The sequence below is a fragment of the Anaerosolibacter carboniphilus genome (assembly GCF_014205875.1).
In the GTDB taxonomy this organism is placed as follows: domain Bacteria; phylum Bacillota; class Clostridia; order Peptostreptococcales; family Thermotaleaceae; genus Anaerosolibacter; species Anaerosolibacter carboniphilus.
In genome coordinates this window covers 42,180-61,191 of sequence record NZ_JACHEN010000009.1, presented here as the reverse complement: position 1 = coordinate 61,191, position 19,012 = coordinate 42,180, and the positions used below count along the sequence as shown (strand labels likewise).

At 36.0% G+C, this 19,012-nt stretch carries 19 protein-coding genes; 17 read left to right on the top strand and 2 right to left on the bottom strand.

Annotated features, from left to right (window positions below; all coding sequences use genetic code 11):
* The first annotated feature begins 62 nt into the window (after positions 1–62).
* Positions 63–1,280, top strand: a complete 1,218-nt coding sequence (locus HNQ80_RS08615; protein ID WP_184310192.1) for an EAL domain-containing protein — start codon at positions 63–65, stop codon at positions 1,278–1,280.
* A 75-nt stretch (positions 1,281–1,355) separates the two neighbouring features.
* Here the strand turns inward: HNQ80_RS08615 and spoVB are convergent, their stop codons facing one another.
* The gene (spoVB, locus tag HNQ80_RS08610) at positions 1,356–2,909 is read right to left on the bottom strand and encodes a stage V sporulation protein B (RefSeq protein ID WP_184310190.1); all 1,554 of its coding nucleotides are present in this window, start codon (positions 2,907–2,909) and stop codon (positions 1,356–1,358) included.
* Between the two features lie 219 nt (positions 2,910–3,128).
* Here spoVB and HNQ80_RS08605 point away from each other — a divergent pair, with 219 nt between their 5' ends.
* On the top strand, positions 3,129–3,689 hold the full coding sequence (locus HNQ80_RS08605; RefSeq protein WP_184310188.1) for a YkuS family protein: 561 nt from the start codon (positions 3,129–3,131) through the stop codon (positions 3,687–3,689).
* A 114-nt stretch (positions 3,690–3,803) separates the two neighbouring features.
* Here the strand turns inward: HNQ80_RS08605 and HNQ80_RS26435 are convergent, their stop codons facing one another.
* A complete protein-coding gene (locus HNQ80_RS26435; protein ID WP_184310186.1) occupies positions 3,804–5,642 on the bottom strand; it encodes a methyl-accepting chemotaxis protein in 1,839 nt (612 codons plus the stop codon).
* Between the two features lie 237 nt (positions 5,643–5,879).
* Between HNQ80_RS26435 and HNQ80_RS08595 the strand changes: the two genes are divergently transcribed.
* The 15 genes from HNQ80_RS08595 (at position 5,880) to HNQ80_RS08525 (ending at position 18,993) form a co-directional block, all read left to right on the top strand.
* A complete protein-coding gene (locus HNQ80_RS08595; RefSeq protein WP_184310184.1) occupies positions 5,880–6,440 on the top strand; it encodes a 2'-5' RNA ligase family protein in 561 nt (186 codons plus the stop codon).
* Between the two features lie 102 nt (positions 6,441–6,542).
* On the top strand, positions 6,543–6,785 hold the full coding sequence (locus tag HNQ80_RS08590) for a hypothetical protein (RefSeq protein ID WP_184310182.1): 243 nt from the start codon (positions 6,543–6,545) through the stop codon (positions 6,783–6,785).
* A gap of 148 nt (positions 6,786–6,933) precedes the next feature.
* Positions 6,934–8,208, top strand: a complete 1,275-nt coding sequence (gene hisZ / locus HNQ80_RS08585) for an ATP phosphoribosyltransferase regulatory subunit (RefSeq protein ID WP_184310180.1) — start codon at positions 6,934–6,936, stop codon at positions 8,206–8,208.
* An 8-nt stretch (positions 8,209–8,216) separates the two neighbouring features.
* Positions 8,217–8,858, top strand: a complete 642-nt coding sequence (hisG, locus tag HNQ80_RS08580; protein WP_184310178.1) for an ATP phosphoribosyltransferase — start codon at positions 8,217–8,219, stop codon at positions 8,856–8,858.
* Between the two features lie 3 nt (positions 8,859–8,861).
* A complete protein-coding gene (gene hisD, locus HNQ80_RS08575) occupies positions 8,862–10,148 on the top strand; it encodes a histidinol dehydrogenase (RefSeq protein WP_184310176.1) in 1,287 nt (428 codons plus the stop codon).
* Positions 10,145–11,200: a histidinol-phosphate transaminase gene (hisC, locus tag HNQ80_RS08570; protein ID WP_184310174.1), complete on the top strand. Its 1,056-nt coding sequence runs from the start codon at positions 10,145–10,147 to the stop codon at positions 11,198–11,200. Before hisD ends, hisC begins: the two co-directional genes overlap by 4 nt.
* Position 11,201: 1 nt before the next feature.
* A complete protein-coding gene (gene hisB / locus HNQ80_RS08565; protein ID WP_184310172.1) occupies positions 11,202–11,786 on the top strand; it encodes an imidazoleglycerol-phosphate dehydratase HisB in 585 nt (194 codons plus the stop codon).
* A gap of 32 nt (positions 11,787–11,818) precedes the next feature.
* Entirely contained in the window at positions 11,819–12,424 is a 606-nt protein-coding gene (hisH, locus tag HNQ80_RS08560) for an imidazole glycerol phosphate synthase subunit HisH (RefSeq protein WP_184310171.1), read from the top strand.
* Positions 12,421–13,134 (top strand): 1-(5-phosphoribosyl)-5-[(5-phosphoribosylamino)methylideneamino]imidazole-4-carboxamide isomerase, encoded by a 714-nt coding sequence (gene hisA / locus HNQ80_RS08555; protein ID WP_184310169.1) that lies wholly within the window; start codon positions 12,421–12,423, stop codon positions 13,132–13,134. Before hisH ends, hisA begins: the two co-directional genes overlap by 4 nt.
* Positions 13,131–13,892, top strand: a complete 762-nt coding sequence (hisF, locus tag HNQ80_RS08550) for an imidazole glycerol phosphate synthase subunit HisF (RefSeq protein ID WP_184310167.1) — start codon at positions 13,131–13,133, stop codon at positions 13,890–13,892. Before hisA ends, hisF begins: the two co-directional genes overlap by 4 nt.
* Position 13,893: 1 nt before the next feature.
* Positions 13,894–14,520, top strand: coding sequence for a bifunctional phosphoribosyl-AMP cyclohydrolase/phosphoribosyl-ATP diphosphatase HisIE (gene hisIE, locus HNQ80_RS08545; protein ID WP_184310165.1), 627 nt, complete (start codon positions 13,894–13,896; stop codon positions 14,518–14,520).
* A 67-nt stretch (positions 14,521–14,587) separates the two neighbouring features.
* A complete protein-coding gene (locus tag HNQ80_RS08540; RefSeq protein ID WP_184310163.1) occupies positions 14,588–14,683 on the top strand; it encodes a DUF1858 domain-containing protein in 96 nt (31 codons plus the stop codon).
* A gap of 208 nt (positions 14,684–14,891) precedes the next feature.
* Positions 14,892–16,598 (top strand): sensor histidine kinase, encoded by a 1,707-nt coding sequence (locus tag HNQ80_RS08535; protein ID WP_243183072.1) that lies wholly within the window; start codon positions 14,892–14,894, stop codon positions 16,596–16,598.
* Between the two features lie 13 nt (positions 16,599–16,611).
* Positions 16,612–17,370, top strand: a complete 759-nt coding sequence (locus HNQ80_RS08530; protein WP_184310161.1) for a LytR/AlgR family response regulator transcription factor — start codon at positions 16,612–16,614, stop codon at positions 17,368–17,370.
* A gap of 198 nt (positions 17,371–17,568) precedes the next feature.
* Positions 17,569–18,993: a carbon starvation CstA family protein gene (locus tag HNQ80_RS08525; RefSeq protein ID WP_184310159.1), complete on the top strand. Its 1,425-nt coding sequence runs from the start codon at positions 17,569–17,571 to the stop codon at positions 18,991–18,993.
* Positions 18,994–19,012: the final 19 nt, after the last annotated feature.

Sequence of the window (19,012 nt, the reverse complement as noted above, 5' to 3'; positions counted from 1 at the left end):
GCAAAAGCTGTCGAAAATTATGTATACTCAGAATGAAAACAATTAATGAAGAGGATGGTTTTATGAGTCTAATAATGAAAAAGATGTCTATATATGATGAGTTAATACATACATTAAAGCATAAGTCGATTCGAACTGTATATCAACCTATTATTAGTCTGGCAGATGGAGAAGTTCTCGGCTATGAAGCATTAAGCAGAGGTCCACGTAACTCTCATCTCGAATCTCCTGCCAATCTCTTTGATGTAGCAGATAAATGTAATCGTCTCTGGGAAGTTGAACTTCTATGTAGAACAAAGGCTTTGGAAAATGCCAGAGAGTTACCACCAGGCAAATTACTTTTTATAAATGTAAACCCTGAGATGATTAAAGATCGGAAATTTAAGAAGGGCTCTACAAAGGAGTATATATCAAAATTTGGAATCAACCCTACAAGCATTATATTTGAAATTACTGAGAAAACAGCTGTAAGTGATTATAAAAGCTTTCGAAGGACGATCGATAATTATATTAGTCAGGGATATAAAATTGCGATAGATGATACGGGTGCAGGATATTCAGGATTAAGACTTTTAGCCGAGACTCATCCACAGTATATTAAAATTGATATGGAGCTAATAAGGGATATTGATAAAGATATGATTAAACAGGAGCTGATGAAAACTTTCTACTCCTTTGCTAAAATTACAAATATGAAACTGATAGCAGAAGGCATTGAGACCAAGGAGGAGTTGAAGACATTAATAGATATAGGTGTCCATTATGGGCAAGGCTTTTTTCTTGAAAGACCTACTGAAGCCTTTACCTTTATTAATCCAAATATCAGGCAGTTTATTATGGATAGAAATTGCTTGATAGAGAATAAGGATACGGGTCTGGATATGATAAAGATAGGTGACATTGCAAGACAAGATGAAATTATAGAAATGAACAGCCTCATCGGAGAAGCCTATAGAATGCTAGATGAAAATTATAATTTACATGGGCTTGTGGTTTGCGACCAAAAGGTACCTGTAGGACTTGTAATGAAAGCAAAGCTATCTTTAGAAATTGCGCAGAATTTAAGAAAGGATAAATTTTTTAAACAGGAAGTCACTACCATCATGGAAAAAAATCCTCTTATTCTTGAGTATACTATGTCATTAAAAGAAGCGTGCAGACAAGTAGTTGCCAGAAGAGAAGAGAATTTATATGATTATGTGATTGTGACGAGAGAAGAAAAGTATTATGGTGTTTTACCAGTAGGTATTTTATTAAGCGTGTTAAGTGAAAAGCAATAGCGCGATTAAGCGTTATTGCTTTTCACTGTTATTTGAGCTGATGAAAGTGATCAATAATTTACGATGACTAGAAAACTAGGAATTTTTCTTTTTGAATAGATACTGAATCGTTCTCCAATGGATGCTTCCCGTGCAAAATATAGTAGCAATATAACTAAGCAGACCACCAATAATACTAATCATGAGGCGTAGTGTAATATGCATGGGCGTTAATGTAAGTAGCTGAAAGATATTCACCATAAATAAAATCATGATAATGGTAGCAAACAATGGTTTGAAGAAAGCATTGATTACATTGAGTTTCAATTTTATCGTCCTGCATAGACCTGAATAATCAAGTGCAAACATTGAAAAGTTAGCTAGAATAAACCCAATGATGAAGCCGTTGACACCAAATCTAGGGTTTGCAACCAAATAGTAAGTACATGCTAATTGTAAAGCAGTACCTATCAAGTAGTGAATGGTCGTCATGACTTGTTTTCCCATACCATGGAGAATACCGGATATGGTATGATGCAGACTCAGAAAAATCATGGAATACGCCAATAGCGAAAGGTATTTGCCTACTTCATCTTGGGCGTAAATAAATTTGCAGATAGGATTTGCAAAAAAAATAAAAAGTGCTGTTAATGGGATGGACACCAACAAAGTCATTCGAACTGCCAGACTTGATTTCATACCGATTTCTCGCCAATTCTTATGAACCATTTCTTCAGAAACATTAGGAATGATATTGACAACTAAAGCGGAAGTCACAATAAAAGGAAGAAAAAGTAAAGGCATAGCCATGCCCGTAAGCTTTCCAAATACTGACAATGCTTCTTGCGAACTGTATCCTATGACTTGTAGACGCTGTGGTATTAATACGGCATTTAGTGATTGCATGATCACACTTATCATTCTTGACAAGGTGATAGGTACAGAGATATAAATGATTTTACCTAGAATACTTAGACTTCCATCCAGCAAAATATGATAACTTTTTCGGAGTTTAAGGGCTTCAATGTATTTAAATTTTAGTAGGAGCCAAAGTAAACCTACAAATTCTCCAAAAGATATACCCAAAATAGCAATTGTAGAAGCGTGGATCGAAGTCTGGGGCTTTAAAATAAATAATAGACCTACAACAAAAGCTACACGAAATATCTGCTCAAGGACCTGAGCCATTCCAGGAGGGCCGACATCCTTTAGACCATAATAGTAACCCCTCAAAATTGATGAAATCGTAATTAAGGGAATGGCGGGAATAAGTGCAATGATATTCCCATAAGAATCAGGACTTTTAAGAATGCTTATGCTAATATATTTAGCAAAATAGAATAAAGCAAAGGACATGAAGGTGCTGATGATTGTACCAAGAAATAGAGAAAGTCCCAATACTTTGTTACAACCCCGTTTATTATTAAGGGATAGATAGTGAGCTACAAGTTTCGAAACAGCTACTGGGATTCCGGCAGTAGTAAATGTAATGAATACCATCAAAATGGGATGAACTAGATGAAACAAACCAATTCCTTCAGGGCCAATCAATCGAGACATGATGATTTTATATGCAAAGCCTAGAAAACGTACGATGAAGTTAACGATGATTAATAGCAGGGTTCCATATAAAAATGAGTTTTTTTTCAAGTCATCACCTTCTTCTTATCTTTCATACTATTTATACATATTCCTAGATAAATTTTTATATTACTCTAAGCGTTTCTAATAGAGAGTTGGTGATTTGAAAAGTATTTTTTAAAATTATAAAAATATAAAAATAAATAGAGGGATAAGAAATAAAATGTCTAAATATAATTAATAAAACATTTAAAATATTTAGAAAATAACGAAAGGGAGGGTCTTTAAATGGGAAGAGTGCTAACCATTTCTGTGCAAGGAGATTTGACTCAAATTATTGATGCCCTTGCGGCAAGGGGGCATAAAATTATTACGAACCATGAGATAAGTAAAGAAACATCTGTGTTTATCATGTCAAATGTGGATGAAGATTGGGAACAAATAAAGTCATTAGAATGGATAGACTTTGGAAATAATGAGTTCATATTGACAATGAATGCATCTAAGCTTACAGAAAGGGAAATCATAGAAGTAATTGATCGATTGGCATCTAAATCAGATAAAAAAATGGATAAAGTAATGAAAATCAAAGTTTCTGTGGATGAATCCCTAAAGGAATTAAGAGCTCTCCTAGAAAAACATGGTTATGAAGTAATTCCATCCTATAAGGTAGATCATGATGTCTCGGCAATCGTTTTCACAGGTGTGGATGAAATTTGGGAGACAATTAGTACTTGTCAGATGAGGGAGTATGGAGACTCAAAGTATGTATTAACGATGAATGCTTCTCATATGAGCAATGACGAAATATTAGATACATTAAATAGATTATGCAGCAAAAAAAGCTAAGGTTATCCTTAGCTTTTAAAATACATAGGCAATTATGAACCTCTGAAACATATGGATAAATCCATAATTGCCGTCATATGTATCATAAAAGTCAAATCTTTAGAAAAGACTTTCTTATAATTGTTTTACTGTCTGATATATGTTTTCAATATTCTCTTTTTGCGTGTCTATTAAGTGGAACTGCTCTTGGCTACGATTAAGGGAAGATTTTGTATTATTGCTAATTTCGCCTAGAGTATTTGCAAATTGCTGTATTGAGGATAAAAACTGCTGTGTTTTTGCAGAAATACTTTGGGAGTAATTTCTGATTTCTTCGGATTTTCTTGATGTGACCGAAGAATGATTTGATACACGATCTGTAAGGCGCTTAATATCGTTAATATTATGTACAATGGCTGAAAAAATTTCGTTAACATCATCAAATATCTGGGTGATTTTCTTTGTTTCATGAAGAGAAGCAGAAGCAGTTTTTGTGCTATGATCAAGTTTTGAGGTGGATATTTCTGTAAAACTTACAAGATCATTAATGATTTTTTCAATTTCTTGTGTGTTTCTCGTAGATTGATCAGCTAAAAAGCGAATCTCTTCTGCTACAACGGTAAAACCTCTACCATACTCTCCTGCCCTGGCTGCTTCAATGGAAGCATTCAATGCTAAGAGGTTTGTTTGCTTTGAGATGGAGGATATTGACGTCAGAATAGATCTGATGCTATTCATCTTATTTGAAAGAACCACAACTTCTTGTGATGTATCCGTGATATCTTTCATGGTGGCATGTAAATGATCTACAACTTGGTGTACGGCGTGAATGTTATTGTTAAGTCTATTACTAAAAACTTGAATATCCTGCTGAGTTTTTGCTACAAAGTTGATAGCTGAGACTGCCGAATCTCCAAGATCTTTGTTAAGGTCTGTAACGTGATGAATACCTGTATCTATTTCAAGAATACTAGCAGAGATTTCGTCGGTCCCAGATACAAGAAAATCTAGGGTATTAGACATTCCAAGAATTTGTTTGCTAGATTGCTCTGCCTCGGTTTTAACGCTAGAAGAAATGCGGGTCATTATATCTGTTTCGTGGACAAGTTCTTGGGTTAGATTATTAATATGATTTCTAAAAGAAATGACTTCTTTATATATACGTATGGCAAAGATTAAGGCAATTCCTAATGCCATTAAAGCAATAATAATAGAAAAAAACATGTATATATTGTTACGAGAACTAATTTCTTTAAAAATTGGAATTGTATGAGCAGTTGTTGTTTCTTGAATGAGATTTGCAGATATAACTAATTTTTCAATTCGATCCAAAGTTAATAACACAATACTATCTTTTGTCGGATCTGAATCCATTGGATAAATCGTGGTTAGCTTACTATTATATTCCTGGATTCTTGTATAAATGCTTTGAAGATTATCTAACTCATTATGTATGATCTCTAAATGATTATTACTGCCATCAATCTCTAGTGACTTCTTAAAAAGCTGAACGGTTTGATCAATTTCACCGATCTTCTTTTGTAAATCAGATATTGAAAAATTACGCATAAGATACCTTTGATACATCGTATTGAATTGTAAGCTTTGAGCTTGGATTTGAGAAGAAAGAAGAATTTGATTATTTACCATACTTTCTACTTTTTTTAGACTGCGATTCGATAATAGCAGTGCTATATTCGTCGTTGCAGAAACAAGTAAAATCAATATCATCATTAGAATAAAGGCATTAGAAATTTTTTGATGTACAGTGCTATTGCTATACTTTCTGTTTTTTTTGTGGGATAATAAATTTGGCAAATGAATACTAGAAGCAAATCGTTGAGACCATTTTGGAAACAATGGTTTTTTAAGAAATTTTAGCTTAGTATAGCTAATTTTTAGTTTTGGCATTCTTTTAAAAAAGTTTACTATAGGATGAATAATTTTTAGTTTAGCTAATAATTTTTCTGTCACTCCATATTCCTCCCTCATCCTCACTATTTCACTTCTATATTTTATCTTTATAGGATATTATATGATTATGGACATGTTAGGAAAGTGTTAAAATAATGTTAAATGGGTAAAAGTTAACAGTATATCGCTGCTTTCTAATGTATCAATTATATAGTATAGAATTACAAGGTGATTTTTAATCGAATAGCAATGAAAATACATATGTTTATCATACAAACAAAACGATGGAGGAATACCATGGAAAACTTAGTATACTTGGTTGCGGTTCCAAAAGGAAGTTTATTATATTGTAGCCAAAAGATACAGCAATTTCTTTGGGATAAATATGATCTACACAGAGGCGAATTGCCTGAGCTGCACCTTACCTTGGAAGCGATCTCCTATAAAGATCAGGAAGAACTGCAAAGCATTAGAAAAGTGATTAGAGATCTATTAGCCAATATAGCACCTTTTGAAATGATGGCTAGTGGCTTTAGTTATATCCCTTGTCCTTATAATTGTATTACGATTCATATAGTTAAAACCAAGGAGTTAAAAGAAATTTATCAGCAAATCCACGAGGGTTTAGAAAAAAAAGGATTTCAAGTTCGTGAGTTTAGTTCAAATGAAATTGTGTTTCATATTAGTCTAGCAGGTATTCACGGTCGGCAATGGTCAGAGGAAGAAAGCAGAAGGGCATGGAAGGATGTAAAGGATTTTCATATTCAGAATAGCTCTTTTGTAGATGAATTTCAGTTATGGTTTCCTGAATTAACTTCTGATAAAAAAGTAATAGAGAAATTTTGGCTAAAAGGATAAGATGCTTAGAAAAAGTAGACGAAATTGTATAAATTTAACTGAATTTTTTTTATTGGGCAACGAAAAATATGAAGGAAGAGAATTTTGATTGGAGGCGTAGAGATGGAACTGATTTGCCCAATATGTAATGCTATGGTAGCATACCTCTTTAAATGTCCCACATGTGGGAACCAGATGGAAAACGCAGGTGCTATTCAAGATTTTTTTGATGATTATAGTACATATCTTCCGATGAGTATTACGCAACGTATTGATGATGCAGCCTATGACCAATGTGTGCATGTATTTCACTGTAATCAATGTAATCATGATAAGCGCATTTCCATTGATAAAGTAACTATATAAGCCTTTCGACCACGCCGCTTTTATTGAAAAGCGGTTTTTTTATAAGATAATTAAATTTATAGTATTGACAAAAATAAAAAAAGTAATTATTATTAATCTATGCTTTAATACGATAAAGCGATAAATTAATAAAGCAAGAGGTGGTTGTATGGAAAATTCTTTTGATTTTATTCCCGAAGGAGTAACGGATGTCCATAGTGATGAATATGCTGCCAAAGAAAAAATCATAGATAAAATAAAAAAAACCTTCAAGAGTTTTGGATATCATCAGGTATCCACACCGGCCTTTGAGTATTATGATACATTTACTGCATTGGGTGGTTTATCACGGGATGAGATGTTCAAGTTGATAGATCAAAAAGGAAGAATTTTAGTGTTGCGGCCTGATATGACGATCCCTATCGCCCGCATGGCTGCTGGAAAGAGTGGATATCAAAAATACAGTTATATATCCAACATATTTCGAATGAATGATAAACAGAATGGAATGAAACGAGAGTTTATTCAAGCAGGCGTTGAATTTCTTGGAAACGAGAGGGAAGAAGCAGACGGAGAAACTATTGCTCTAGCAATAGAAATACTTCTCAAAAATGAAATTGACGGTTTCCAAATTGATTTGGGTCACGTGGGCTTCTGTAGAGCGTTGTTAAGAGAATGTGAGATCCATAAAAATCAACAGAGTCAATTGCAATATTTAATTGAGCAAAAGAACTTAGCTGAGCTTGAGAATTTGTTGAATGCATACAAAATAAAAGATTCAATCGCAAACGCAATATTAGAGATCCCCAGTCTTTATGGATCTGCTGAAAAGGTAATTAAAAGGGCTAAATATCTTATTCAGAATAATGAAATGGAAAATGCCATTCAGAACTTAGAAAAAGTATATAACATACTTAAAGATTACGCCTATGATAAATATATTACCCTTGACCTAGGGAGGATCAATCCTATGCACTATTACACGGGCATTATTTTTAAAGGTTACATTCTGGATTATGGAAAGACCATACTAAGCGGAGGAAGATATGATCAATTGATTAAGACTGATGGGAGAGGAACACCAGCAGTGGGATTTGGGTTAAATGTTGACAAATTGATGGAGGTGTTAGAAATGTATAATCTAAATAGCAAGCCATGTTATACAGATTTTCTTGTACTATATAAAGCTGAAAACAGAAAAAGTGCTTTTCGTATGGCAAGTGATTTAAGAGAAAAGGGGTTTATTGTTGAGACAGATGCGTGTAGAGAAAATCTTAAGGAACAGATCTGCCATGCAGCTGCTAGAAATATCAAAGAGATTATCGAAGTAAAAGGTACCATGATCAAAGTCATTAGTTTGAAAAATAATCTTATATACGGCGGTGCAATAGATGAATTTATGAAACGCATCGATATGGGCCAACTGTATGGATCTATTCACTAGGAGGCAACATGCAAAAATATATCAATTTAGCGGTAGCAAAGGGAAGACTTGCAGATACCGCTGTAAAAGCCTTAGAAGGAATGGAAATATGCTTTAATGACTATTCATCAAACAGTAGGAAGTTGATCCATATGGATCAGAAAAAGCGGGTGAGACTAGTACTAGTAAAGGCTGATGATGTACCTACTTATGTGGAACAAGGAGCTGCAGATATAGGCATCGTAGGTAAGGATACTTTACTGGAGTCAATGGCAAGTGTGTATGAGATGATGGACTTAGAATTTGGAAAGTGCAAGTTTGTAGTAGCTGCTTTAAAGGATTACGTTGAGAATGTTCAAAGAAAAACCTATGTAGCAACAAAATATGTGTATGTAGCAAAAGAGTTTTTTAAAAGAAAAGGAAAATCTGTGGAAATTATTAAACTAAATGGTTCTGTAGAATTAGCTCCCATTATGGGTTTGGCAGATATGATCGTTGATATTGTAGAAACAGGTACTACATTAAGGGAGAATGGATTGGTCATCGTTGAAGAAATATGTCCTGTAAGCGCTAGGTTAATTGTGAATAAGGCTAGTTTAAAAACGAAAGGGGATATAATCGAAACCATGATCCAGCAGCTGCGACCGAATCAAAAAAGAGAGGAAGTTTAATAAATGAAGATCGTATATTTTGATGATATGTCTCAGGATGATCTAGATACAAAATATCTGAATAGAGGAGATACGGCCAATAATGAGATTGATGCAATTGTGGATCAGATTTTAAAGGAAGTCAAAAGACGAGGGGATGCTGCATTACAAGAATATACATTAAAGTTTGATGGCGTGACACTTAGTAATATAAGAGTTTCACAAGAAGAGGTCGAAGAAGCTTTCTCCAAGGTTGAGCCAGAATTTGTTGCAATACTAAAGGAAGCCAAGGAGAATATATGGTACTATCACGAGAAGCAGAAGCAAAACTCATGGTTTAGAAATCCCAGTGAAAATATTATTCTTGGGCAGATGGTGACGCCTCTTGAGAGAATCGGTATATATGTGCCAGGAGGCAAAGCAGCATATCCTTCAACAGTGCTGATGAACGCCATACCTGCATTGGTTGCGGGTGTTGATTCAATAGCAATGGTATCACCGCCTAATAAAGAGGGTAAATTGAATCCATACGTTTTGGTCGCAGCCAATCTATGTGGAGTGAGAGAAATATATAAAGTAGGTGGTGCCCAATCTATTGGGGCCCTCGCCTTTGGAACAAAGACAATACCCCCTGTAGATAAGATTGTAGGGCCGGGAAACAGCTATGTAGCTATGGCGAAGAAAAAAGTGTACGGATCTGTAGACATTGATATGATTGCAGGGCCCAGTGAAATCTGTATATTGGCTGATAATAAAGGGAATGCCACTTTTATCGCAGCTGACTTGCTTTCTCAGGCAGAGCATGATGAAGATGCAGGTGTCATATTGGTAACTACTTCTCAAGAGTTGGCAGAGAAAGTACAGGAAGAAGTAAAGAGGCAAGCTGCACTATTGATTAGAAAAGAAATTATTCAAAAATCCTTAAAGAATCATGGCTACATCTTTGTTGTACCCGATCTAGAGATAGGATTTCGGCTAGTGAATAAGATTGCCCCGGAACACTTAGAATTAATGGTGGATTCACCATTTGATGCATTATCAAAGATTAAAAATGCTGGTGCAATTTTTTTGGGAGCCTATTCCCCAGAGCCTCTGGGTGATTATTTTGCTGGTCCGAATCATACCCTTCCCACTGGGGGCACCGCAAGATTTTCATCACCCCTTGGGGTCGATGATTTTATCAAAAAATCTAGTATCATTTATTATAATAGATCAGCGCTGGATCAAGCCCGTGACCAGATCATTTATTTTGCTGAAAAAGAAGGCTTAACGGCTCATGCCAATGCCATAAGAGTGAGGGATAAAGGATGAAAAATTTAATAAAAGATTCTGTGCGTTCTATTGTACCCTACAGCCCTAATAAGAACAGTTATAAGATAAGGCTTGATGCCAATGAAAATCCCTTTAATATGCTAGCTGAGATGCATGATGAAATTGTTGGAGTCATTGGTGAAATGGAGATGAATAGATATCCTGATACAGATTCTTTTTGCCTAAGGCAGGATTTGGCCAAATATGTAGGTTTAAAGCAGGAAAATATCATTTGCGGCAATGGATCTGATGAGATTATTCAAGTGATTATACAAACCTTTGTGGATAAAGGAGATTTTGTAGTTACCCATGTACCCACCTTTTCCATGTATAATATTTTTACAAAAATTGCTGGTGGTGAAATGATCGAAGTTCCTTCAGAAGAAGATTTTACGGTAGATGTGGAGAAAATCATTGACACTGCAAATCAGAGCAAAGCTAAAGTGATATTTTTATGCAACCCCAACAATCCTACTGGTACTACCATGTCAAGCAAAGATATTTTAGAAGTACTTCAGAGAACGGAATCAATGGTTGTAGTAGATGAAGCATATTATGAATTCTTTGGGGAAACCATGGTAAGTTATGTGAATGATTGGGATCGCCTCATCGTTTTAAGAACGTTATCTAAGGCCTTTGGATTGGCAGATATACGCCTTGGATATGGTGTGGCAGGAGAGGATACCATAGAAATTTTAAATCGCGTACGTCCCCCCTATAACTTGAGTACTTTCTCTCAAGCAATGGGTAGTTTGGCGCTCCGTAATGTAGATAGGGTAGAAAATTATATTCAATCTATAAAAGCAGAAAGAATATATATGTTAAATGCATTACAGGAAGAAAAAGAGATAATCGCTTTTCCATCGGAAGGCAATTTTGTTCTTGTAAAATCTGATAAATTAAAAGAAATAGCTGATTCCTGTTATGAAAAAGAAATTGGAACCCGAATATTCAGAAATGATTCCATGCTGCAAAACTGCATGAGAATCAGCATAGGTACAAGATCAGAAAATGATTGTATGATCGAGACAATAAGAAAAGTGGTGGGTTGATGTGAGAAAATCTAGCATTGAGAGAAAAACATCCGAGACGGATATAAAATTGACATTGCAAATCAACGGAGAAGGAAAAAGTAGTATATCCACTGGAATAGGATTCTTTGACCATATGCTGCATACAATGTGCAAGCATGGTTTCCTAGATATGGACTTATCCTGCAAGGGAGATCTATTTGTGGACGATCATCACACGGTAGAAGATGTTGGTATTGTTCTAGGCAATGCTTTTCGAGAGGCTTTAGGAAATAAGCAAGGAATCACGAGATATGCAACGATTTATACACCGATGGATGAAGCCCTTTCCCGTGTTTCTTTAGATATTAGCGGAAGAGCCTATTTACATTATGATATGCCTTTTTTACAACAAAGCTCAAGGAAATTTGAGGTTGCCCTTGTAGAAGAGTTTTTTAGAGCATTTGTAAATCATGCACAAATAACACTGCATATTGCCATGATATATGGTAAAAACAATCATCACATGATTGAATCAGTTTTCAAGGGCTTTGGTAGAGCCCTGGATCAAGCCAGCATCATTGAGGATAGAGTTGTAGGCGTTCTATCTACCAAAGGACATATATAATTTTTAAAGTTTAATTAAAGGAGGGATGAGGGATGATTGCCATCGTAGATTATGGCGTAGGAAATTTAAAAAGTGTGGATAAAGCCTTTCAACATTTAGGCTTTCGATCGATAATCACATCGGACAAAGAGGAAATTGATAAGAGTGATGCTATCGTGTTACCCGGTGTAGGTGCCTTTAAGGATGCTATGGAGCAGTTAAAGAAAAACGATTTGGTAGAATGTATAAAGAAAAATGGAGAAAAAAAGAAATGGATATTAGGCATATGTTTGGGTATGCAGCTCCTTTATGAAAAAAGCTATGAGGATGGAGAATGGGAAGGGTTAGGATTGTTGAAAGGTGAAATCGTGAAATTTAGCTCACATTTGAAAATACCCCACATGGGTTGGAATAGGCTTCTTAGAAAATACGATGATGAACTTGGCAGAAATATTCATGAGGGTGAATATGTATATTTTGTCCATTCTTACTATCTCCAGACCCACGTACAAAAAGATATTCTATTTAGTACTCAGTATGATGTGGAAGTTCCTGCTGTTGTAAGAAATGGAAATATTATAGGGATGCAGTTTCATCCAGAGAAAAGCGGAGATACAGGGCTAAAATTATTAAAGAACTTTGGGGAGCTGATAAAATGATTATTTTTCCAGCTATTGATATTCGTGATGGTAAGTGTGTGAGATTGGAACAAGGGAGATTCGACAAAGAAGAGATCTATTTTGATGACCCCATAGAAATTGCAGCTCTTTGGAAATTAAAAGGAGCAACTTGTCTTCATATCGTTGATTTGGATGGCGCACGGTATGGTCTTGGCAAGAATAAAGATGTCATTAGAGAGATCATTCAAGGGATCGATATACCGATTCAGGTTGGCGGTGGATTCCGTACTCTGGATGATATAGACAACATGCTACAGTTAGGGGCTGAGAAAGTGATCATAGGCACCTCAGCAGTTATGATTAAGAACTTTGTTGATGAAGCTGCCAAGCAATTTGGGAATAAGATCATCGTTTCGTTAGACGCTAAGGGGGGGAACATTGCTGTGGAAGGCTGGACCAAGACCCTAAGCCAGTCAGCCTTTGTATTTGCTCAAGAGCTTGAAGACAAAGGCATCCAGTCTATTGTTTATACCGATATCGCAAAGGATGGCATGCTGAGTGGTCCTAATTTTCAGGAGTTAAAACAACTTAAAGAAAAAACGAAGTTAAATATAATTGCTTCAGGAGGAATTACAACCGTCCAGCATATCAAAGATCTTAAATCATTAGGAATTTGTGGTGCAATTATAGGGAAAGCATTGTATGAAGGTGCAGTTACTCTAGAGGAGATAAAGGAGGTGCTCTTATGATTGCTAAACGAATTATTCCTTGCTTGGATGTGGATGCTGGCAGAGTTGTAAAGGGGAAGAAATTTCAAAACCTCTCTGATGTGAATGACCCTATTACCTTAGCAAAGTATTACAACGATGAGGGTGCTGATGAACTAGTTTTCTATGATATCACGGCTACCAATGAAAAAAGAGATATCTTTCTTCAGATTGTGGAGCAGACGGCTGAGACAGTATACATTCCCCTAACAATAGGTGGTGGTATTCGTACCGTTGAAGACTTTAAACGGGTACTAAGGGCTGGTGGGGACAAGGTTTCGGTGAATTCAGCAGCAGTTATAGATCCTCAATTGATCACTGCAGCTGCATTAAAGTATGGCAGACAATGCGTCGTACTTTCTATGGATGTGAAGAAAAACCAAAATCAAGGCTGGTCTGTATACACCCATGGGGGAAGAGTAAATACAGGGATAGATGCCTTAGAATGGGCTGTAAAAGGGGAGTTTCTTGGTGCAGGTGAGATTGTTGTAAATTGTATCGATACCGATGGCATTCGAGATGGGTATGATCTAGAAATTACAAGAATGATTTCTGAGGAAGTAAAGGTTCCAGTTATTGCTTCGGGCGGCGCAGGAAGAAACGAAGATTTCTATCAAGTATTACAAGCTGGTAAAGCTGATGCAGCATTGGCAGCCTCAGTATTCCACTATGGCGATATTCGCATAGGTGAACTAAAAAACTATCTTTATGGTAGAGGTATTCACGTGAGGAGATGTTAATATGGATAAAGTCCTTTCAGAAATTAAATATGATGAAAAAGGCCTTGTTCCAGCGATTGTACAGGATGTTGTAAGTAAAGATATACTTATGCTTGCCTATATGAATCAAGAGGCGTTACGAAAAACCATAGAAACGAAAAAGACATGGTTTTACAGTAGAAGTAGAAAACAGTTATGGAACAAAGGGGAAACATCAGGGAATTATCAGCTGGTAAAAAGGATTTCTTATGACTGTGATAAAGATGCTTTGCTTATTTTAGTAGAACCATTGGGAAATGCATGTCACACAGGAGAAAAAAGCTGTTTTTTCTCCATTCTATATAAGGATTCAAATGAGGATGAAAGCACAGAAATCATTTCTCTGTTGATGGAAAGATTGAAAAATAGGAAAAAGAATCCCTTAGAAGGTTCCTATACCAGTTATTTATTTGAAAAAGGTTTAGACAAGATTTTAAAGAAAATCAGTGAAGAGGCTGGAGAAGTGATTATCAGCGCGAAAAATGAAAATAAATTTGAAATGATTTATGAATTGAGTGATCTTCTTTATCATTCTTTGGTATTGATGGTTGAAAAGGAAATTGATATTGTTGATATCAAAAGTGAAATGATAAAAAGGTATAAAAAGTAAAAAGATATAATATTTCGATGGTATCAAAAAAGTGAATGGACTCATCCTATGAATAGGAGGTGTTTATATGATTACAAAAGATACCATGATTAAGGACATTCTGGCGGATTATCCTAAAGCTGAAGCGGTTTTCAACGAATATGGAATTCGATGTTTCGGCTGAGGCGGCGTATTATATAAAAGCGTAGGCTACGCTGCGCAACGCTATGGGATTGAAGAAGCTGCGCTGATTAAAGAATTAAATAAATATAGACACTAATCAAAGTTAGGTGAATGCTGAAGCCCGATTATTCATTTAATGAGGTAATGAGAAGACAATTTTTGTGAATTGTCTTCTTTTTATGTATAATAACATATAGAAGATATTTTAATTGAAAGAGGTAGAAAACGTGGTTATTGAATTAATGAATAGTTTAATGAACAGAGGCGCAATCATAATTATATTAGCCTTCTTGTTGTCAAAAAGTAGTCTATTTAAAAAGCTGGTTCTAAAAAAAGACATCACTTACCTTGAAAAAATAGCAATGGGTATTTTATTTGGAATCTTTGGCATAATAGGGACTTACTCTGGTATTCCTGTAAAGGGTGCCATCGCAAACTCAAGGGTGATTGGAGTTTTTGTAGGCGGTTGGTTAGGAGGCCCTGTAGTGGGAATACTGAGTGGTGTAATAGCAGGCGGCCACCGATGGGCTATTGATATAGGAGGATTTACTGCCGTAGCTTGTGCAGTCTCAACGATTGTTGAAGGAGCCATAAGCGGGTATGGTAGTCGATTGGTGAAAGACTTAAAAACCAGCTGGCTAGGGGCCTTGGTATTAGGAGCAGCAGCGGAGATTATACAGATGATTATTATATTGGTAGTGGCGAAGCCATTTCCTGATGCATTAAATTTAGTGGAGCTAATTTGGTTTCCCATGGTTTTTGTAAATTCTATAGGAATTTCCATATTCATAGCTATGACGCAAAACATCTTTATCGAACACGAACGAATTGGTGCTGCTCAGGCACATCTGGCACTAAAAATCGCCAATGAGACTTTACCTGTTTTGAGAAAAGGTTTTCATATGGATTCCATTAAAAGAACAGCAGAGATAATCTATGAAATGACAAATGTAGCTGCAGTTGCAATTACGGATACAGAGCATATCCTTGCTCACATTGGAGAAGCCAGTGATCATCATCTAACAGGCAGTCCAATTTTGACCCAGATTACAAAAGATGTTATTGATTCAGGAGCGTATCGAGTAGCCAGGACACCAGCAGAGATCGATTGCAATGAGAAAGAGTGTAAGCTGTTATCTGCGGTCATTGTGCCATTGTTTGATAGAGATAGGGTAGCGGGAACACTAAAATTGTACAAATCCGATAAATTAGGTATTACAAGTACGGATATCCAATTGGCTCTGGGCTTAGCCCAGTTGTTTTCTACACAAATAGAGCTTAGTAAGTTAGAATATCAGAACAAATTATTAGCCAAAGCGGAGTTAAGAGCGCTGCAAGCCCAGATCAATCCCCACTTTTTATTTAATGCACTAAATACGATTGCATCCTTCATTCGCACAAAACCAGAGGAAGCGAGGGAGCTGATCATTCATTTGAGCGATTATTTCAGACAGAGCTTGCAATTTAATAGTGGCGATATTGACTTGATGCGAGAGATTAAAAATATCGAATCATATTTGGCTTTAGAAAGGGCAAGATTTGGGGAAAAACTTAAGATTATTTATGAAATACCAGAGAATATTGTCTGTGTGATTCCACCATTAATCCTTCAGCCTGTGGTGGAGAATGCTGTAAAGCATGGTATTTTTAACAAGGCTGAAGGAGGAACTGTAATTATTAGAGCTATTGATAAAAAGGAGTATGTGGAATTGATTGTTGAAGATGATGGGATCGGAATGGATCAGGACAAGCTCCAAGGACTTCTGAAAGAAGAGAGAAATACAAACCACATTGGATTGATGAATGTAAACAAAAGGTTGAAAACAAAATATGGAGCGGAATATTGTTTAAGTATTGCAAGTCAAGTAGGTTTGGGAACAACTGTAAAGATGGTGATTCCGAAGGATAAATACTAATGGAGGTGAAAAAATGCGTTGTATAGTGGTTGATGATGAAGCTCCAGCCCGTGAAGAAATTAAATATTTGCTTCAAAAGTACAATGATATTGAGATTATTGGAGAGGCGGAGGACGGGAAAGGAGCTTGTGAGCTTGTTGCGAAGGCAAAACCGGATGTAGTGTTTCTAGATATTCAAATGAGAGGAATGAGTGGATTTGAAGTAGCTTGTGAACTATATAAACAGGAAGCATATCCTCTCATCGTATTCATTACAGCTTACGACCAATATGCTATCAAAGCATTTGAAATTAACGCTGTTGATTACCTACTAAAGCCAATTTCAGTTGATAGGCTTAATAGTACGATTGAACGTCTTCAAAATATATATAAAAGGAACAAAACGAATAGCAAAATTGTTATTGAGGAACTCTTAAAATATATAAATAAGCCAAGGGCTATTCAGAAAATCTCAGTCTACAGCAACGGGAAGCATATTCCACTGGATCCTCAGGAGATCATCTTTGTAGGTGTTGAAGGCCGAAATACTGTGATTAAATCCAAAAAGGGAGATTATATTTCAAATCTTAGCTTAAGTGAGTTGGAAGAAAAACTTAAAGATTTTCCTTTCTTTAGAAGTCATCGTAGTTTCTTAGTGAATCTGGAAGAGATTCAAGAAATAGATCACTGGTTCCATGGTACCTATCAAATAACGATGAAAGGATACTCAAAGGACAAAATTCCTGTGAGCCGGAGCAATGCCCAAAAATTTAGAGAAATGATGAATTTGTAAAAATGTGGGGTCAAGCTGACCCTTCTTTTATTGTTTTATAAAATAATGTTGCAAGATTGGCATCATTCACCTCCATAATACATTTCAATCATGAAATTCAACACTTGGTACAGATAGTGTTTCCATTGAAAAACTTTATTTGTATAATCATTAAGTACAATGAATTCAAGAAATTTCAAAAGAAAAGGAGGAAGAAGAATGATTAGTTTTATTGTAGCAATTATAGTTCTTATTTTAGGTTATTTTACCTATGGAAAGTTTGTAGAACGAGTTTTCGGTGTTGAAGAAGGAAGAACAACGCCTGCTGTAGCCATGCAAGATGGCGTGGACTATGTTCCTATGAGTTGGAAACAAATATTTCTTATTCAATTCTTAAACATTGCAGGTCTAGGGCCAATTTTTGGAGCTATCATGGGTGCTTTATATGGGCCTGCAGCATTTTTATGGATTGTATTTGGAAGTATATTTGCAGGTGCAGTTCATGACTATTTCTCGGGAATGTTATCGATCAGACACAATGGTGAAAGTATCTCAGAAATTGTGGGCTATTATTTAGGTGAACCAGCAAAAAAAATCATGAGGGTATTCTCAGTTATATTACTCGTGCTTGTAGGAACTGTTTTCATGACAGGGCCAGCTGGATTATTAAGCAGCCTTAAGCTATTTGGAATAGAGAATGTAAAAATTTGGCTTGCTTTGATTATTATTTATTACTTTTTAGCAACTATTATGCCCGTTGATAAGATAATCGGAAAAATATATCCATTATTTGGTGCAGCGCTGCTAATTATGGCGGTTGGAATTGGGAGTATGATGATAGTCAAAGGCTATCAAATTCCTGAGATTACGCTACAAAGTATGCATCCAAAAGAATTGCCTTTATGGCCCATGCTTTTCGTGACCATAGCTTGTGGTGCAATTAGCGGATTCCATGCTACTCAGTCTCCTATGATGGCACGGTGTATGACCAATGAGAAGTATGGGCGTCAAGTGTTCTATGGTGCCATGATTGCAGAAGGAATCATCGCCCTTATTTGGGCAGCCGCTGCCATGACATTCTTTAATGGAATCCCAGGATTAAATGAAGCACTAGGTAATGGTGGTACAGGTGCAGTAGTAAATACGATCTCTAAATCACTTTTAGGACCAATCGGTGGACTTTTAGCAGTATTAGGAGTAATTGCTTGTCCGATTACATCTGGTGATACAGCGTTCAGAAGTGCAAGGTTAGTAATTGCCGATGCAATCGGATTTGAACAAGGTAAAATTAATAAAAGATTACTATTGGCCTTGCCTCTATTTGCAGTAGGTTTTGGATTAACGCTGATTGACTTTAACATTATTTGGAGATACTTTGCTTGGTCTAATCAAACTTTAGCTATGATCGTGCTATGGGCTTCAGCTGCTTATCTGGCGGTAAAATCAAAACCCCATTGGATTGCATCTGTTCCTGCTACCTTTATGACAGGTGTGAGTATAACATATATCCTTATGGCGCCAGAAGGTTTTAAACTTCCGGCATCCATGGCATATCCTGTAGGTGGTGGTGGAGCACTGTTAGTATTTATACTGTTTATGATTAAAATAAGGAGTGGAGTTCGTACAATAAAACAGGAAGCATAAATATAAAAGGGAATCCACG

Excerpts from the sequence above, each read along its gene's own strand:
- HNQ80_RS08615 (WP_184310192.1), top strand. The coding sequence starts at position 63 with ATGAGTCTAATAATGAAAAAGATGTCTATATATGATGAGTTAATACAT.
- HNQ80_RS08605 (WP_184310188.1), top strand. The coding sequence starts at position 3,129 with ATGGGAAGAGTGCTAACCATTTCTGTGCAAGGAGATTTGACTCAAATT.
- HNQ80_RS08595 (WP_184310184.1), top strand. The coding sequence starts at position 5,880 with ATGGAAAACTTAGTATACTTGGTTGCGGTTCCAAAAGGAAGTTTATTA.
- HNQ80_RS08590 (WP_184310182.1), top strand. The coding sequence starts at position 6,543 with ATGGAACTGATTTGCCCAATATGTAATGCTATGGTAGCATACCTCTTT.
- hisZ (WP_184310180.1), top strand. The coding sequence starts at position 6,934 with ATGGAAAATTCTTTTGATTTTATTCCCGAAGGAGTAACGGATGTCCAT.
- hisG (WP_184310178.1), top strand. The coding sequence starts at position 8,217 with ATGCAAAAATATATCAATTTAGCGGTAGCAAAGGGAAGACTTGCAGAT.
- hisD (WP_184310176.1), top strand. The coding sequence starts at position 8,862 with ATGAAGATCGTATATTTTGATGATATGTCTCAGGATGATCTAGATACA.
- hisC (WP_184310174.1), top strand. The coding sequence starts at position 10,145 with ATGAAAAATTTAATAAAAGATTCTGTGCGTTCTATTGTACCCTACAGC.
- hisH (WP_184310171.1), top strand. The coding sequence starts at position 11,819 with ATGATTGCCATCGTAGATTATGGCGTAGGAAATTTAAAAAGTGTGGAT.
- hisA (WP_184310169.1), top strand. The coding sequence starts at position 12,421 with ATGATTATTTTTCCAGCTATTGATATTCGTGATGGTAAGTGTGTGAGA.
- hisF (WP_184310167.1), top strand. The coding sequence starts at position 13,131 with ATGATTGCTAAACGAATTATTCCTTGCTTGGATGTGGATGCTGGCAGA.
- hisIE (WP_184310165.1), top strand. The coding sequence starts at position 13,894 with ATGGATAAAGTCCTTTCAGAAATTAAATATGATGAAAAAGGCCTTGTT.
- HNQ80_RS08540 (WP_184310163.1), top strand. The coding sequence starts at position 14,588 with ATGATTACAAAAGATACCATGATTAAGGACATTCTGGCGGATTATCCT.
- HNQ80_RS08530 (WP_184310161.1), top strand. The coding sequence starts at position 16,612 with ATGCGTTGTATAGTGGTTGATGATGAAGCTCCAGCCCGTGAAGAAATT.
- HNQ80_RS08525 (WP_184310159.1), top strand. The coding sequence starts at position 17,569 with ATGATTAGTTTTATTGTAGCAATTATAGTTCTTATTTTAGGTTATTTT.